We start from the raw sequence: 14,286 nt of genomic DNA, 5'->3' as shown, positions 1-14,286 counted from the left end.
GCGGCATGAGTTGTGCGCGCGATCTGCTTCGCGACTCACCTTTGCCGCGCCTTGAAACGCAGATGTTGTTGCAACAGGTGCTGGGCGTTTCGCGTGCCTGGCTGGTAGCTCACGACACCGACCCTTTGGCAGACGACACCGTCGCCACGATTCGTGCGTTGATGGCCCGACGTGAGGCGGGCGAACCCATGGCTTACATTCTGGGCACCCGCGAATTTATGGGCCACGATTTTCAGGTATCGCCGGCCGTGCTCATACCGCGCCCCGACACCGAGGTCCTGGTTGAAACGGCACTCGAAATGCTGCAAAGCTTGTCTTTGGTACGGCCTCGCGTGCTTGACCTGGGGACGGGAAGCGGGGCGATTGCCGTATCTATCGCTTTAGCTTGCCCACAGGCCTGCGTTACCGCAACAGATTCAAGCCCAGAGGCGCTGCATGTCGCCCAGGCTAATGCAAGGCAACTGGGGGCTGTAGTGCAGTTTTTCGAAGGTAATTGGTACCAGGCGCTGCCGGCCGCGACCACCCCTTTCGATTTAATTGTTTCAAATCCGCCGTATATCCGGTCCGACGATACGCACTTGGCCCAAGGCGATTTGCGCTTCGAGCCGCGCGGCGCCTTGACAGATGATGCTAACGGTTTGCAGGCCCTTGTCAGAATCATCGAATGTGCGCCGACCTGGCTGGCGCCAGGTGGGGCACTCTGGCTCGAGCATGGCTGGGATCAGGCTGCCGATGTTAGGCAATTATTGGTTCAACGCGGCTTTCAACGGGTCGAAAGTCGTTGTGATCTGGCCGGTATCGAGCGGATTTCCGGCGGCTATTTATAATAGACACAATTCCACTGTTTAGAGGGCACCATGAGCGAAGTTCAAGATTTCATCCGGGAAACGGTTACCAGTAATCCCGTTGTGTTGTTCATGAAGGGTACGGCGCAATTTCCGCAGTGCGGGTTCTCCGGGCGTGCCATTCAAATTCTGAAGGCGTCGGGCGTGACCAAGCTGGTTACCGTCAACGTGCTCGAAGACGAAGAGGTTCGCCAGGGCATTAAAGAGTATTCGAACTGGCCGACCATCCCCCAGTTGTATGTTGCTGGCGAGTTCATCGGCGGCTCCGACATTTTGGCCGAAATGCACGAGTCCGGCGAACTGGTCACTGCACTGAAAGAAGCAGGCGCACTTGGCTAACAAGCGTCGTCTGGTTATTGGCATTACCGGGGCTACGGGCTCCATTTATGCCGTGCGCATGCTGCAAACGCTGCGCGAAAAGGCGCCCGATATCGAAACCCATCTGGTTGTTTCGCCATCGGGCGTGCTGAACATCAAGTACGAGCTTGATCTTGATCGAAAGGCTGTGCACGCGCTGGCCGATCGCGTCTACAGCTTCCGCGACGTCGGCGCTACGCTGGCTAGTGGTGGGTTTGATACGGCCGGCATGGTCGTGGTGCCCTGTTCCATGCGTACACTGGCCGCTGTGGCGCACGGGTTTTCCGATAACCTCATTACCCGCGCTGCCGACGTCACCCTCAAAGAGCGCCGTCGGTTAGTGCTTATGGTTCGCGAAACGCCGCTGAATCTGGCGCACTTGCGCAACATGACGTCTGTCACCGAAATGGGGGGCGTTATTTTTCCGCCGCTACCGGCGTTTTATCATCACCCCAAATCTATCGAAGAGATGGTCGATCACACTGTGGCGCGCGTGCTCGAACTGGTGGGCATCGACGTACAGGGCCCCCGCTGGGAAGGCACCTGACGCCATAGGCATTTAGCCCAGCTTTTGCAGGTCGCCCACTACGTTTAGCGGGATAACCTTATGACTATGGTTTGCAGGCACTTCGGTGTCGGTATCGCTATCGTCGTCACTGAACGCGGCTAAAGCATCGCTGAAGTCTTCGGTGTCAAACGCCTTGTCGCCCTCGTCATCTGCCGTGCCATCGGCTTTCAGGCCGGCAAAGTCAAAGATGCGACTATCCATTAAGTGCGACGGCACGACATGGGCAAGTGCGGCAAATACATTCCACGACCGGCCGGGCAACTTGCGATCCCATTCGGCGATCATGCGGTTGATCTCCTGGCGTTTCAGGTTTTCTTGAGAGCCACACAAGGTGCACGGGATGATCGGGAATTCTTTGAGTTTGGCGTAAGCGATCAGGTCTTTTTCGGGCACATAAGCCAAAGGCCGGATCACAATGTGCTCGCCATTGTCCGATTTAAGTTTGGCGGGCATGCCTTTCATGCGCCCACCGTAAAACAGATTTAAAAAGAAAGTGGCCAAGATGTCGTCGCGGTGGTGGCCCAGCGCAATTTTTGTGGCGCCCAGCTCTTTGGCGACGCGGTACAAAATACCCCGGCGCATGCGCGAGCACAGCGAGCACATGGTTTTACCCTCGGGGATCACACGGGTCACCACTGAATAGGTGTCCTGGTTCTCTATATGGAAGGGTACGCCGATACGGGTCAGGTATTCAGGTAGAACGTGCTCGGGGAAGCCGGGCTGTTTCTGGTCGAGGTTGACCGCCACAATATCGAATTTGAACGGTGCGCGAGACTGATGGATAAGCAACAGGTCGAGCAGGCCGTACGAGTCTTTGCCGCCGGAAAGGCAAACCATGACTTTGTCGCCGGCTTCGATCATATTGAAATCGATGATGGCGCGGCCTGTTTCGCGGATCAGACGCTTGGTCAGCTTGTTTTCGCTGACGCTCATCTTGCGCGGGTCGCGGGGCGCGTCGACCGCGGTGGTGTCTGGGGTGGCTGTAGTGTTCATGGTGTTCAGGCCTGGCGGCTTCGTTCGACTGCGATGCCTACGGCAGCGCAGTCGGAAAACGCATTGGGTTTGCTGATACGCAGCTTGATATGCTTGATTTCCGGGAAGTCGCGAAGCAGGCGCTCGGTCACTTGCTCAACCAGGGTCTCGATAAGGTGCACATGAGCCTGGGTGCACTCTTGCACGATGGCAGCACGCACCAGGCGGTAATCAAGCACCGTCTGGATATTCATGTCGTCGACAGGCTGGTGAATGTCGACGTCCAGCTCTACGTCGATGTGAAGGGGCTGGGTGGCGCGCAATTCGTGTTCCAGAATGCCAATATGAGCATCGAGGGCGAGCTGCGAAAAGTAGATCCGGCGGGTAAGCATGGGTAGTGGCATAGAGGTTGGCGGCGGCATGTTGCTGCGGCCAACGCAGGTTGGCGTAAGAAGACAGATTATAAGCAGCTAAAGTCGCGCTGCAGGCCAAGCAGGTGCTGACCGCCGTCGACCACGATAGACGTCCCCGTCATGCTGGGCGTTTCGGCCGCAAATAAAATCGCTCGGGCAATGTCTTCCGGGCTGCTGGCTTTGCCCAGCGGAGACAGTGCGTGTGTGCGTTCGAAATCGGCTTCGGATTGCATGTGGCTGGGCAGTGTCAGGCCCGGTGCGACACCTACGACGCGCAAACGGGGAGCGAAGGCTTGGGCCAGCATGGTGGTTGCGGCCTGAAGTGCGGCCTTGGTCAGAGTGTACGAAAAAAAGTCGGGGTTGTAGCTCCAGAGTTTTTGATCGAGCAAGTTGATAACAACGCCCTGGGCGTTGCTGCGGGTTTCGATATGCGCGGCCAGTTGTTGCGCCAGCAGTAGCGGGGCGGCCAGATTCGGCATGACGTGCGCCTGTAGCGACGCTACCGAGAACGTTTTTGGGTCATCGAATTCAAACAGCGAGGCGTTGTTGACGATGGCGTCGACCTGACCCAGGACATCAATGGTTTGTTTGAACACCGCCAGTGGGGCCTCAGGGTCGGCCAGGTCGCCGCCAACGGTAGTGCAGCGCACGCCTATCTGTTGTAGTTCGGCCAGCGTACGCTCGGCATCTACGCCCGAGCGGTGGTAATGAATGGCAACGTCCCAACCCGATCGGGCAAACTTGAGGGCGACTTCGCGGCCCAGGCGCTTGGCGGCGCCGGTAATCAGGACAACTTTTTGGGCTTCGGAACGATCAGTCATGGCGTGAATGCTATTTATTTACGCTTTAGTGCCCAACCTGCAGCGGCTGGGCTAAGGCATACGTTAAAGGTACGAAGTTCATCGCGGCGAAAGACGTGCACGACAACAGTGTCGTTGGCGTTGTAGGCGCGTAAAAGGCGATCGACGTCGCCGGCGTCGGCGACACGCAACCCGCCAATGGCGACCAACTGGTCGCCCGCCGACAGCCCGCCCTGGTGTGCGGCGCCACCGTTGATGACGCTGGCCAGTTCGATGCGCCCATGGCTTGCGCGTGTGCGCACGTCGAGTGAAGGCGAGCTGGGGGGCGTTGTGCGTTCGAGCAAAATGCCGGCGTCGGCCAGTAGTGCTTGCAGCGGTACATCTTCGCAGTTGTCAACATAACGCGCCAGAAAGTCGGAAACATCGACGCCGCAGGCCTCGTGTATTAATGAGGCCATGTCATCTTCATCAATACCTTCTTGGGTGCCTGTGTAAAAGTGCCGTCCGTAACGGCTCCATAGCAAGCGCATGACATCGTCAAGCGAAGTCTGTCCGTCGGAAGTATGTCGTATAAAAAGGTCGAGGCCCAGGGCAATAAGCGACCCTTTGCTGTAGTAGCTGACCAATGCGTTGGGCGCGTTCTCGTCTTGTTTGTAGAATCGTGTCCAGGCGTCGAAGGAGCTGTCGGCAACCGACTGCCTCAGGCGACCGGGTGCCTTGGTGACGGTGTCGATAGTTTTGGCGAGCAGCTCGAAATACTTGGCTTCGTCGATAAGGCCTGCGCGCAGCAGCATCAAGTCGTCGTAGTACGACGTAAAGCCTTCGGATACCCAAAGCAGGCGACTGTGGTTTTCGCGGTCGAGCTGGTAGGGCACGAAGGCCGCGGGTTTGATGCGCTTGACGTTCCAGGTGTGGAAATATTCGTGGCTGACCAAGCCCAAGAAGTTAGTGTAGCCATCGGGAGGGTTGGTTTGCCCGGCAACGGGGAGGTCGTTGCGCGAAGTCATCAGCGCAGTCGAAGCGCGATGTTCGAGGCCGCCATACCCATCGCCAGTGACCATGGTCATGAATACATAACGGTTGCTGCTGTCCAGAAAAGGCGCCGCATGAGTCTCGGGCTCAAAAAAGCTGATCTGGGTCTCACATATTTTCTGGACATCTGCGGTGATGCGATCCAAGTCCAGGTTTGGGGCGATGCCGCTGAATACGAGTTCGTGTTCGGCGCCATGGGCTTTGAATTGGGCGACTTTCGGCGTACCCATTTCAACGGGGTGGTCAATTAGGGCGTCGTAGTCGGGGGCGCAATACAGCCCAAAGTCGTGCCGCTTGGCGGCATTTGGGTAATGCGCGGCATCTGCTTCCGGCAAACTGGTATAGACCTTCCAGTCGGATCGGTGGGCGGGGGCTTGCAGGTCGACCAGGCAGTGAAGGTGTGTGTGGCCTTCGGGCGCCAGAAAAACGCTGGTGCCATTAAAAAAGGCATGCGTCTCGTCGAAGTGCGCGCCGCGAACGGATAGGTCCCAAGCGTAAACAGTGTACTGAACCGTTAGTGGGCCTTTGCAGGGCGCGCAGCGCCAACTGTGGTTGGTTGTTTTTTGGATGTCTACACGGCGGCCATTAACACTGGCTGCGATATGCACAATGTGTCGCGAAAAGTCGCGGATGAGGTAGCTGCCTGGAATCCACGCGGGCAGACTGAATACTTGTCCGTCGGGGTTCGGGTTGTGCAAGGTCAGTTCGACCGAAAAATAATGACCGGCTGGGTCGGCGGGAATTAAGCGGTAAAGTAATGGTTTTGCATTCATAACGCATATATTACTTTGCAAGGAGTCAGCATGAGTGAGCCATTGGTCAAGGTCGAGACACGCGGCCGGGTCGGTCTTTTGACACTGAATCGCCCCAAAGTCCTTAACGCCCTGAGCAACGAGGTCATTGATGAGGTGGCCAATGCCATGAAGGCGTTTGATGCGGATGACGGTATTGGCGCCATTGTTATTACGGGCAGCGAAAAAGCTTTTGCTGCTGGTGCTGATATTGCCGCCATGAAAGACTGGTCTTACACCGACGTCTACAAGCAAGACTATCTGGGCCATCAGTGGGAGTACCTGCGTCGCGTGCGCAAGCCTATTATTGCGGCCGTATCCGGGTTTGCTTTGGGTGGCGGGTGCGAACTGGCCATGCAGTGTGACTTCATTATTGCTGGCGAAAATGCAAAATTCGGTCAGCCTGAAATCAAGCTTGGCATTATTCCGGGCTTTGGGGGTACCCAGCGTTTGCCGCGCGCGGTGGGCAAAGCCAAGGCCATGGATATGATTCTGACGGCGCGCATGATGGATGCGGCCGAGGCGGAGCGTGCGGGTCTGGTGTCGCGTGTTGTGCCGGCCGACCGAGTTCTCGATGAGGCGCTTGAGGCCGCTGCAGCCATTGCCTCGATGTCACTCCCTTCGGTCATGATGGCCAAAGAGGCGATTAACCGCGCCTACGAGGCGCCGCTCAATGAGGGTCTTCTCTCCGAGCGTCGCAATTTTCATGCGTTGTTTTCCACCCACGATCAAAAAGAGGGCATGAACGCCTTCATCGAAAAGCGTCAGCCCCAGTTCAAACACGAATAGTGGGCAAAGGCCCGTCAGCTGTCATAGGCGGGCCACCTTACGATTTGCTTACGCTTAAAAAATAAAGTTATACTCTGCGGGTTTGACGCTTAACAAACAACGGCGGGAATGCGCGGGCAGGTTTGCGGTTACCCCAATAAGGTTTACCCCAACGTGTCATCCGCTAATCAGGTAAAATCCCCGGGCTCTGGTGCTGCAGTGCAGCTAACCGAAGCACAAAAAGCCAGCTTGCAGGCAAAGGCCAAAAAAGGTCTGCTTCGGGCCCTGGTTGCACAGGCAATCATGGCGCTTGTTGCAGTTGCAATATGCTGGCTGGTTGCGGGGGTGTACGCAGGCGCTTCGGCTTTATTGGGCGCTGCGGCTTACTTGGTGCCTAACGCGTTGTTTGCGTTGCGCTTGCTGGTCGGCCTGGTTATGGGTCGTCCTGCTAACCCGGCAGGGTTTCTGCTCGGCGAGCTCATCAAGCTAGGGGCTGCCGTTGCGTTGCTGGTGCTGGGTGTATATCTGGCTCAGGCGTGGCTAGTTTGGCCGGCGCTTATTTTTGGGCTGGTCATGGTACTTAAGGGCTACGTCCTTTTGCTAATGTTTAGCAAGTTGCCGTAGTGTGGTGCAAAAATTCATGTGCGATGTCGTCTCAAGCGGCATCGTGCTCGTTATATAGTCAACAGGGTAAGGGTTCAAATGGCTGCTGCTAGTGATATTTCGCCACAGTCCTATTATATTCAGCACCACTTAGTGCATTTGAATGGCCTCGGCGAGAAGCAATCGACAATCGCCGATTTCTCGGTCATCAACTACGACTCGTTGTTCTGGTCCATTCTTATGGGTCTTATTGTCGTGCTGGCCATGTGGTCGGCGGCGCGCCGCGCCAGTGCCGGCGTTCCAGGTCGCTTCCAGACCGCCGTCGAAATGCTTGTCGACATGGTCGCCCAAGAATCCAAAAGCATTATCCCTAGCGAATCAACGCGCCGCTTTGTTGCGCCGCTCGCGCTTACGATTTTCTTGTGGGTCATTCTCATGAATGCCCTCGATCTGGTGCCCGTCGATTTGCTGGCCTGGATCTTCAAATCGACTGGTGTTGGTGCCGAGCACGGCGACCCACTTTATTACCACCGTATTCTGCCAACAGCCGACCTTAACGTGCCTATGGGTATGTCCCTGGGTGTGTTGCTGCTTACTATTTACTACGGCATCAAGATCAAGAGCGGTGGCGGCTTCGTAAAAAGTCTGTTCACAGCTCCCTTCCATGCCCATGGCTTTGTTGGTCTGCTCCTCGTTCCGTTCAACGTTCTGTTGAACCTGATGGAATACGCCGCCAAAACCGTGTCGCTCGGAATGCGGTTGTTCGGCAACATGTTTGCCGGCGAATTGCTCTTCATGCTTATCGCTCTGCTGGGTGGTGCGTGGACAGGCTTTAATGGTGCAAGTATAGGTTTGGGTATTGGTCACATTCTGGCCGGTTCCGTGTGGGCAATCTTCCACATCCTTATCGTCATACTGCAGGCTTACATTTTCATGATGTTGGCACTTGTATATGTCGGTTTGGCTCACGAAGACCATTAATAAATTTCCGGCGCGGTTGCTCTCACCCGGGGGCAGCCGTTCGGGGCGCAAGGTTTTCTTGCAAAGCAGTTTTCTTTTGGCTTTTTGATTACACAAGGTTTTTTAACCAAGGAGTTGTTATGACCAACGTTGCTTTCGTTGCTCTGGCTTGCGGTCTTATTGTTGGCCTGGGTGCTTTTGGCGCCTCGATCGGTATCGCTTTGATGGGTGGTAAATATCTTGAAGCTTCGGCTCGTCAACCCGAGCTCATGAACGCTTTGCAAACCAAAATGTTCCTGTTGGCTGGTCTTATCGACGCTGCGTTCCTGATCGGTGTTGGTATCGCCATGTTGTTTGCTTTCGCCAACCCCTTCGTCGGCTAAGCAACAATACGCCCGCCAATACGGGTGGGCTAAGTAGTCGTAGGCAGTGCCGTAGGGCGCTGCTCGCGACTTGGACATTGGGTGTTTTGCAGCATCGCTGCGGGCACTTGTGGTATTAAAGGGACACGACCGTGAATTTAAACGCGACTCTCTTTTTTCAGATGATCGTGTTTTTTGTTTTGGGTTGGTTTACGATGAAATTCGTATGGCCGCCTTTGACAAAAGCAATCGAAGATCGCCGTCAGAAAATTGCCGATGGTCTTGCAGCTGCCGACAAGGGTAAGGCCGATTTGGCCCAGGCCCAGGCACGTATCAGTCTGATCGAGGCCTCTGCCAAATCCGAGAATCACGCCCGCATGCTCGAAGCTGAAAAGCAAGCCGCGGCCATCATCGACGAAGCTCGTCGTGAAGCCGAAGCTGAAAAAGCTCGAATCATTGCGCAGGCCAAGCAAGACGCCGAACAAGAAGTTCAGCGTGCGCGCGACGGGCTCCGTGCCGACGTTGCAAACTTGGCTGTTAAGGGTGCAGAACAGATTCTCAAACGAGAAGTCAATGCACAGGCACACGCCGAGCTGTTAAATCAGCTCAAGGCACAACTCTAATATTAGGGCAAGGCCATGGCTGAATTATCGACTATTGCCCGACCCTACGCCGAAGCGCTTTTCGCTACGGCCAAGGGCAACCAGGACGCCTTGGCATCCTGGTCGGGTTTGGTTAACGAGCTTGCCGAAGTGGCAAGCCTTGACGACGTGCGCGAAGCACTGACTGATCCGCGCCTCAGCAACGATCAGCGCATCGAACTGTTCACAGGGTTGATCAAATCACCCCTGTCAGATGCGGCACGTAATTTCATCGAACTGCTGGTCAAGAACGGGCGCATTTTGTTGTTGCCCCAAATTGCCCAGCAATTCGATCTGTTGAAAAACCAGTTCGAGGGCACCGCACTTGCCGAAATCACCAGCGCATTCGAGCTGAGCGATTCGCAGGTTCAAGAGCTTTTAACCGGTCTCGAGAAAAAGTTTGGCCTCAAGCTCAAGCCATCTGTCACCGTCGACTCCGCCCTTATCGGTGGTGTCCGCGTGATCGTTGGCGACCAGGTACTCGATACTTCTGTGCAGGCCCAGTTGGCCCGCATGCGCGACACGCTGGCCGCCTAAGCGAGCCATATAACAGGATTCAGGAGTCTGAACATGCAACTTAACCCGTCAGAGATCAGCGAGCTGTTGAAAAGCCGCATCGAAGGCTTGGGCGCGTCTACCGACGTACGTACGCAAGGCACGGTCGTTTCCGTGACCGACGGTATCACCCGCATTCACGGCTTGTCCGACGTAATGCAGGGCGAAATGCTCGAATTCCCCAATAACGTCTTCGGCCTGGCGCTCAACCTCGAGCGCGATTCCGTGGGTGCCGTTATTTTGGGTGACTACACAGGCGTTTCCGAAGGTGATCCGGTTAAAACAACCGGCCGCATTCTCGAAGTGCCCGTTGGCCCCGAATTGCGTGGTCGCGTGGTAGACGCCCTGGGCGCTCCCATCGACGGCAAAGGCCCCATCAACGCCAAGCACACCGACATCATCGAAAAGGTTGCGCCCGGCGTTATTGCACGTCAATCAGTCGACCAGCCGCTGCAAACCGGTATCAAGGCGATTGACTCCATGGTGCCAATCGGCCGTGGCCAGCGCGAGCTGATCATTGGCGACCGCCAAACTGGTAAAACCGCCGTTGCTATCGACACGATCATCAGTCAAAAAGGCAAAAACGTTACTTGCGTTTATGTGGCTATCGGTCAAAAAGCGTCGACCATCAATAACGTAGTTCGCAAGCTCGAAGAGCACGGCGCAATGGAATACACCATTGTTGTTGCTGCCTCGGCTTCTGACTCGGCCGCCATGCAATACCTGGCAGCTTACTCGGGTTGCACTATGGGCGAATTCTTCCGCGATCGCGGCGAAGATGCCCTTATCGTGTACGACGACCTGACCAAGCAAGCCTGGGCTTACCGTCAAGTTTCGCTGTTGCTGCGTCGTCCTCCTGGTCGCGAAGCTTACCCCGGCGACGTGTTCTACCTGCACTCCCGTCTGCTCGAGCGTGCTGCTCGCGTTAACGCCGACTACGTCGAAGCGTTCACCAAAGGCGAAGTCAAAGGTAAAACAGGTTCGCTTACAGCGCTGCCTATCATCGAAACTCAGGCAGGCGACGTTTCGGCGTTCGTTCCTACCAACGTAATTTCGATTACCGACGGTCAGATCTTCCTTGAAACCGACCTGTTCAACGCCGGTATCCGTCCTGCTATTAACGCGGGTATTTCGGTATCGCGTGTGGGTGGTGCGGCACAAACCAAGGTCGTTAAAAAGCTGGCAGGTGGTATTCGTACCGACTTGGCGCAGTACCGCGAACTGGCTGCGTTTGCGCAGTTTGCATCCGACCTCGACGACGCAACCCGTCGCCAGCTCGAGCGCGGTAAGCGTGTGGTTGAATTGCTCAAGCAGCCTCAGTACCAGCCGCTGCAAGTCTGGGAACTGGCCGTTTCGTTGTTCGCCGTTACCAAAGGCTACCTCGACGATCTCGAAGTCGATCAGATTCTGCCTTTCGAAAAAGCACTCAAAGAGTCGCTCAAGTCCAAGAACGCTGCGCTGGTTCAGCGTATCGAAGACAAGAAAGAACTGTCCAAAGAAGACGAAGCAGAGCTGGTTGCCGCAATTGAAGAGTTCAAAAAGCACGGTGCTTTTTAATTTGACTGGCGAGGGTGGCAAAGCAATTAGCTTGGCCGCCCGTAGGACTACAGGAGCAGGCGTTGCCTGCTCCGCCATAACGCCCTGACAGGAATTGCGATGGCCGGAATTAAGGAAATTCGAACCAAGATCAAAAGCGTGCAAAACACGCGGAAGATCACCAAAGCCATGGAGATGGTGGCTGCATCCAAAATGCGCAAGGCGCAAGACCGGATGCGTGCTGGTCGTCCCTATGCAACCAAGGTGCGCGACATTGCCTCGCACCTGATGCAAGCGCATCCCGACTACACACATTCTTTCATGGTCGAACGTTCCGACGTGAAAGGCGTAGGCATTGTGCTTGTCACTACCGACAAAGGCCTGTGTGGTGGCCTGAATACCAACGTTACCCGTCTGGTCCTGAACCGTATCAAAGAGTTCGACCAAAAAGGTATCAAGGTTCAGGCAACCGCATTGGGTAACAAAGGTCTTGGCTTCTTGACACGTATCGGCACCAATTTGGTGTCCCAAGAAGTTCAGTTGGGCGACAAACCCAACCTCGAACGTCTTATTGGTGCGCTCAAGGTACAAATCGACGATTTCGTCGATGGCAAAATCGATGCCGTTTATCTGGCCACCAACCGCTTCGTCAACACCATGAAGCAAGAGCCGGTATTCGTGCGTTTGTTGCCCCTGCCTAGTGGCTTGTCCGATCCGTTCCAAACCGAGGGCACGTTCCAGGAGAAATCCGAAGACGCGGTCCTGAACACAAAGTATGGTTGGGACTACATCTACGAGCCAGACTCGAAGTCGGTCATCGACGACCTGCTGCAGCGTTACGTTGAAGGTCTGGTGTATCAGGCAGTTGCCGAAAACATGGCATCCGAGCAATCTGCTCGTATGGTGGCCATGAAGGCAGCGTCCGATAACGCCAAGAAAATCATCGGCGATCTCGAACTGGTTTACAACAAAACCCGTCAGGCTGCCATTACCAAAGAAATTTCAGAAATCGTCGGGGGCGCTGCCGCTGTTTAACCAAACAGAAGGGCATCCCGTCAAAGATATTTAGCAAGGACTAAACATGAGCAACGGTACCATCGTTCAGTGCATCGGCGCCGTGGTGGATATTCAGTTCCCCCGCGACAGCATTCCAAAAATTTACGACGCGCTTAAACTCGCAGACGACAGCTCCAAGTTTGCCGAAGCTGGTCTGACATTCGAAGTTCAGCAACAGCTGGGCGACGGCGTCGTTCGCACCATCGCCATGGGTTCATCCGACGGCCTGCGCCGCGGTATGGCTGTGGCTAACACCGGTGCACCTATTTCGGTGCCAGTCGGTCAGGGCACACTGGGTCGCATTATGGACGTTCTGGGTCGCCCCATCGACGAGCGTGGCCCTATCTTGTCCGAAGAGACACGCGCCATTCACCAAGACGCACCCAAGTTCGACGAGCTCTCGCCTTCGGTAGAGCTGCTCGAAACAGGCATCAAGGTTATTGACTTGGTCTGCCCCTTTGCAAAAGGCGGTAAGGTCGGTCTGTTCGGTGGTGCTGGTGTAGGTAAAACCGTTAACATGCTCGAGCTCATCAACAACATCGCCAAGGCACACAGTGGTTTGTCGGTGTTTGCAGGTGTGGGCGAGCGTACCCGTGAAGGTAACGACTTCTACCACGAAATGGCTGAAGCCGGCGTTATCAAGATGGACAACCTGTCCGAGTCGAAGGTAGCGATGGTGTTTGGTCAGATGAACGAGCCTCCAGGCAACCGTCTGCGCGTTGCGTTGTCGGGTCTGACCATGGCCGAGAAGTTCCGTGACGAAGGCCGTGACATTCTCTTCTTCGTCGACAACATCTACCGTTACACCCTGGCCGGTACCGAAGTGTCCGCGCTGCTGGGTCGTATGCCTTCGGCGGTGGGTTATCAGCCTACGCTGGCCGAAGAAATGGGTAAATTGCAAGAGCGTATTACCTCGACTAAAACAGGTTCGATTACATCGATTCAGGCCGTTTACGTTCCTGCCGACGACTTGACCGACCCGTCGCCTGCAACAACCTTCTTGCACCTTGACTCGACTGTGGTTCTGTCGCGTGACATCGCTGCGCTGGGTATTTACCCCGCCGTTGATCCTCTCGACTCCACCAGCCGTCAGCTCGACCCGCAAGTGGTTGGCGAAGAGCACTACGCCATTGCTCGTGGTGTTCAGCAAACACTGCAGCGCTACAAAGAATTGCGCGACATTATCGCGATTCTGGGTATGGACGAACTCTCGCCCGAAGACAAGCAGGCCGTTGCTCGTGCGCGTAAAATTCAGCGCTTCCTGTCGCAGCCGTTCCACGTCGCCGAAGTCTTTACCGGCTCGCCCGGCAAATACGTTCCGCTGTCCGAAACGCTGCGTGGCTTCAAGATGATTGTTGAAGGCGAGTGCGACTCGATCCCCGAGCAGGCCTTCTACATGGTTGGTTCCATCGACGAAGCCCTCGAGAAAGCCAAAGCACTGTAAAAGGGACTCTTATGGCCACATTACACGTAGACGTCGTCAGTGCAGAAGAATCGATTTTCTCCGGTGAGGCGAAATTCGTGGTTCTGCCCGGCGAGTCCGGCGAACTGGGCATCATGCCTGGTCACACGCCGCTCATCTCGCGCATTCGCCCGGGTACGGTAAAGATTGTTCTCGCCGATGGTAGTGGTGAAACCAATGTTTTCGTGGCCGGCGGCATTCTCGAAGTCCAACCCGGTGGTGTAACGGTGCTTTCCGATACAGCTATCCGTGCAGAAGACCTCGACGAAGCCAAGGCACTCGAAGCACGCAAGCGTGCCGAAGAGGCCCTTCGCAATGCCAAAGACAAGGCCGACATTGCTGTCGTCGAAGCCGAGCTGGCCATGTTGGCTGCTCAGGCAGCGGCTGCTCAGAAGCTGCGTAACGCTCGCTCTTCGCGTCACTAAGCTGTCGTCTGTCTTAAAAAAGCGGCCTTCGGGCCGCTTTTTTTTGCCCGTCAAGCGCTCATGCGCGTAGTGTCCGAATGCTGATATTTCCGAATAGTCCCGCTTGAAACTCGTCCTTAAGATGCCTGCAGGGCCTGATC

At 55.7% G+C, this 14,286-nt stretch carries 17 protein-coding genes; 13 read left to right on the top strand and 4 right to left on the bottom strand.

The window, feature by feature from the left end:
• Nucleotides 1-5 precede the first annotated feature (5 nt).
• The 3 genes from prmC to PuT2_RS04385 are packed head-to-tail and all read left to right on the top strand — an operon-like array spanning nucleotide 6 to nucleotide 1,749.
• On the top strand, nucleotides 6-827 hold the full coding sequence (prmC, locus tag PuT2_RS04395; protein ID WP_093969809.1) for a peptide chain release factor N(5)-glutamine methyltransferase: 822 nt from the start codon (nucleotides 6-8) through the stop codon (nucleotides 825-827).
• 30 nt (nucleotides 828-857) lie between these two features.
• Nucleotides 858-1,184, top strand: coding sequence for a Grx4 family monothiol glutaredoxin (gene grxD, locus PuT2_RS04390; protein ID WP_093969808.1), 327 nt, complete (start codon nucleotides 858-860; stop codon nucleotides 1,182-1,184).
• The gene (locus tag PuT2_RS04385) at nucleotides 1,177-1,749 is read left to right on the top strand and encodes a UbiX family flavin prenyltransferase (RefSeq protein WP_093969807.1); all 573 of its coding nucleotides are present in this window, start codon (nucleotides 1,177-1,179) and stop codon (nucleotides 1,747-1,749) included. The genes grxD and PuT2_RS04385 overlap by 8 nt, the downstream gene beginning before the upstream one ends.
• Nucleotides 1,750-1,761: 12 nt before the next feature.
• Here PuT2_RS04385 and ttcA read toward each other — a convergent pair whose 3' ends face one another.
• The 4 genes from ttcA to PuT2_RS04365 all read right to left on the bottom strand — a co-directional run bounded on the left by ttcA (nucleotide 1,762) and on the right by PuT2_RS04365 (nucleotide 5,760).
• Nucleotides 1,762-2,763: a tRNA 2-thiocytidine(32) synthetase TtcA gene (ttcA, locus tag PuT2_RS04380; protein ID WP_093969806.1), complete on the bottom strand. Its 1,002-nt coding sequence runs from the start codon at nucleotides 2,761-2,763 to the stop codon at nucleotides 1,762-1,764.
• A gap of 5 nt (nucleotides 2,764-2,768) precedes the next feature.
• The gene (gene folB / locus PuT2_RS04375; protein WP_093969805.1) at nucleotides 2,769-3,134 is read right to left on the bottom strand and encodes a dihydroneopterin aldolase; all 366 of its coding nucleotides are present in this window, start codon (nucleotides 3,132-3,134) and stop codon (nucleotides 2,769-2,771) included.
• Nucleotides 3,135-3,202: 68 nt separating this feature from the next.
• Entirely contained in the window at nucleotides 3,203-3,976 is a 774-nt protein-coding gene (locus PuT2_RS04370) for an SDR family oxidoreductase (protein WP_093969804.1), read from the bottom strand.
• Nucleotides 3,977-3,990: 14 nt separating this feature from the next.
• Complete coding sequence (locus PuT2_RS04365) at nucleotides 3,991-5,760, bottom strand: M61 family metallopeptidase (protein WP_093969803.1); 1,770 nt, start codon at nucleotides 5,758-5,760, stop codon at nucleotides 3,991-3,993.
• 30 nt (nucleotides 5,761-5,790) lie between these two features.
• Between PuT2_RS04365 and PuT2_RS04360 the strand changes: the two genes are divergently transcribed.
• From PuT2_RS04360 to PuT2_RS04315, 10 genes are all read left to right on the top strand, one after another.
• Nucleotides 5,791-6,567: an enoyl-CoA hydratase gene (locus PuT2_RS04360; RefSeq protein ID WP_093969802.1), complete on the top strand. Its 777-nt coding sequence runs from the start codon at nucleotides 5,791-5,793 to the stop codon at nucleotides 6,565-6,567.
• Nucleotides 6,568-6,720: 153 nt separating this feature from the next.
• Nucleotides 6,721-7,170 (top strand): ATP synthase subunit I, encoded by a 450-nt coding sequence (locus tag PuT2_RS04355; RefSeq protein ID WP_254046932.1) that lies wholly within the window; start codon nucleotides 6,721-6,723, stop codon nucleotides 7,168-7,170.
• 78 nt (nucleotides 7,171-7,248) lie between these two features.
• A complete protein-coding gene (atpB, locus tag PuT2_RS04350; protein ID WP_093969800.1) occupies nucleotides 7,249-8,130 on the top strand; it encodes a F0F1 ATP synthase subunit A in 882 nt (293 codons plus the stop codon).
• A 119-nt stretch (nucleotides 8,131-8,249) separates the two neighbouring features.
• A complete protein-coding gene (gene atpE / locus PuT2_RS04345; protein ID WP_093969799.1) occupies nucleotides 8,250-8,492 on the top strand; it encodes a F0F1 ATP synthase subunit C in 243 nt (80 codons plus the stop codon).
• A gap of 131 nt (nucleotides 8,493-8,623) precedes the next feature.
• Nucleotides 8,624-9,094, top strand: coding sequence for a F0F1 ATP synthase subunit B (locus tag PuT2_RS04340; RefSeq protein WP_093969798.1), 471 nt, complete (start codon nucleotides 8,624-8,626; stop codon nucleotides 9,092-9,094).
• A gap of 15 nt (nucleotides 9,095-9,109) precedes the next feature.
• Nucleotides 9,110-9,649, top strand: coding sequence for a F0F1 ATP synthase subunit delta (locus tag PuT2_RS04335; protein WP_093969797.1), 540 nt, complete (start codon nucleotides 9,110-9,112; stop codon nucleotides 9,647-9,649).
• A 33-nt stretch (nucleotides 9,650-9,682) separates the two neighbouring features.
• Nucleotides 9,683-11,224 carry a F0F1 ATP synthase subunit alpha gene (atpA, locus tag PuT2_RS04330; protein ID WP_093969796.1) on the top strand — a complete coding sequence of 514 codons (1,542 nt, stop codon included), beginning with the start codon at nucleotides 9,683-9,685 and terminating at the stop codon, nucleotides 11,222-11,224.
• A 99-nt stretch (nucleotides 11,225-11,323) separates the two neighbouring features.
• Nucleotides 11,324-12,238 (top strand): F0F1 ATP synthase subunit gamma, encoded by a 915-nt coding sequence (gene atpG / locus PuT2_RS04325; RefSeq protein ID WP_093969795.1) that lies wholly within the window; start codon nucleotides 11,324-11,326, stop codon nucleotides 12,236-12,238.
• A gap of 46 nt (nucleotides 12,239-12,284) precedes the next feature.
• Nucleotides 12,285-13,703: a F0F1 ATP synthase subunit beta gene (gene atpD, locus PuT2_RS04320; RefSeq protein ID WP_093969794.1), complete on the top strand. Its 1,419-nt coding sequence runs from the start codon at nucleotides 12,285-12,287 to the stop codon at nucleotides 13,701-13,703.
• 11 nt (nucleotides 13,704-13,714) lie between these two features.
• Complete coding sequence (locus PuT2_RS04315) at nucleotides 13,715-14,146, top strand: F0F1 ATP synthase subunit epsilon (RefSeq protein ID WP_093969793.1); 432 nt, start codon at nucleotides 13,715-13,717, stop codon at nucleotides 14,144-14,146.
• Nucleotides 14,147-14,286: the final 140 nt, after the last annotated feature.

Origin of the sequence: Pusillimonas sp. T2 (genome assembly GCF_002236805.1) — a bacterium.
Taxonomy (GTDB): domain Bacteria; phylum Pseudomonadota; class Gammaproteobacteria; order Burkholderiales; family Burkholderiaceae_B; genus Neopusillimonas.
This window is presented reverse-complemented; position numbering and strand designations above follow the sequence as displayed.

Excerpts from the sequence above, each read along its gene's own strand:
- atpE (WP_093969799.1), top strand. The coding sequence starts at position 8,250 with ATGACCAACGTTGCTTTCGTTGCTCTGGCTTGCGGTCTTATTGTTGGC.
- atpG (WP_093969795.1), top strand. The coding sequence starts at position 11,324 with ATGGCCGGAATTAAGGAAATTCGAACCAAGATCAAAAGCGTGCAAAAC.
- prmC (WP_093969809.1), top strand. The coding sequence starts at position 6 with ATGAGTTGTGCGCGCGATCTGCTTCGCGACTCACCTTTGCCGCGCCTT.
- folB (WP_093969805.1), bottom strand. The coding sequence starts at position 3,134 with ATGCTTACCCGCCGGATCTACTTTTCGCAGCTCGCCCTCGATGCTCAT.
- PuT2_RS04315 (WP_093969793.1), top strand. The coding sequence starts at position 13,715 with ATGGCCACATTACACGTAGACGTCGTCAGTGCAGAAGAATCGATTTTC.
- PuT2_RS04365 (WP_093969803.1), bottom strand. The coding sequence starts at position 5,760 with ATGAATGCAAAACCATTACTTTACCGCTTAATTCCCGCCGACCCAGCC.
- atpD (WP_093969794.1), top strand. The coding sequence starts at position 12,285 with ATGAGCAACGGTACCATCGTTCAGTGCATCGGCGCCGTGGTGGATATT.
- PuT2_RS04370 (WP_093969804.1), bottom strand. The coding sequence starts at position 3,976 with ATGACTGATCGTTCCGAAGCCCAAAAAGTTGTCCTGATTACCGGCGCC.
- ttcA (WP_093969806.1), bottom strand. The coding sequence starts at position 2,763 with ATGAACACTACAGCCACCCCAGACACCACCGCGGTCGACGCGCCCCGC.
- grxD (WP_093969808.1), top strand. The coding sequence starts at position 858 with ATGAGCGAAGTTCAAGATTTCATCCGGGAAACGGTTACCAGTAATCCC.
- PuT2_RS04335 (WP_093969797.1), top strand. The coding sequence starts at position 9,110 with ATGGCTGAATTATCGACTATTGCCCGACCCTACGCCGAAGCGCTTTTC.
- atpB (WP_093969800.1), top strand. The coding sequence starts at position 7,249 with ATGGCTGCTGCTAGTGATATTTCGCCACAGTCCTATTATATTCAGCAC.
- atpA (WP_093969796.1), top strand. The coding sequence starts at position 9,683 with ATGCAACTTAACCCGTCAGAGATCAGCGAGCTGTTGAAAAGCCGCATC.
- PuT2_RS04360 (WP_093969802.1), top strand. The coding sequence starts at position 5,791 with ATGAGTGAGCCATTGGTCAAGGTCGAGACACGCGGCCGGGTCGGTCTT.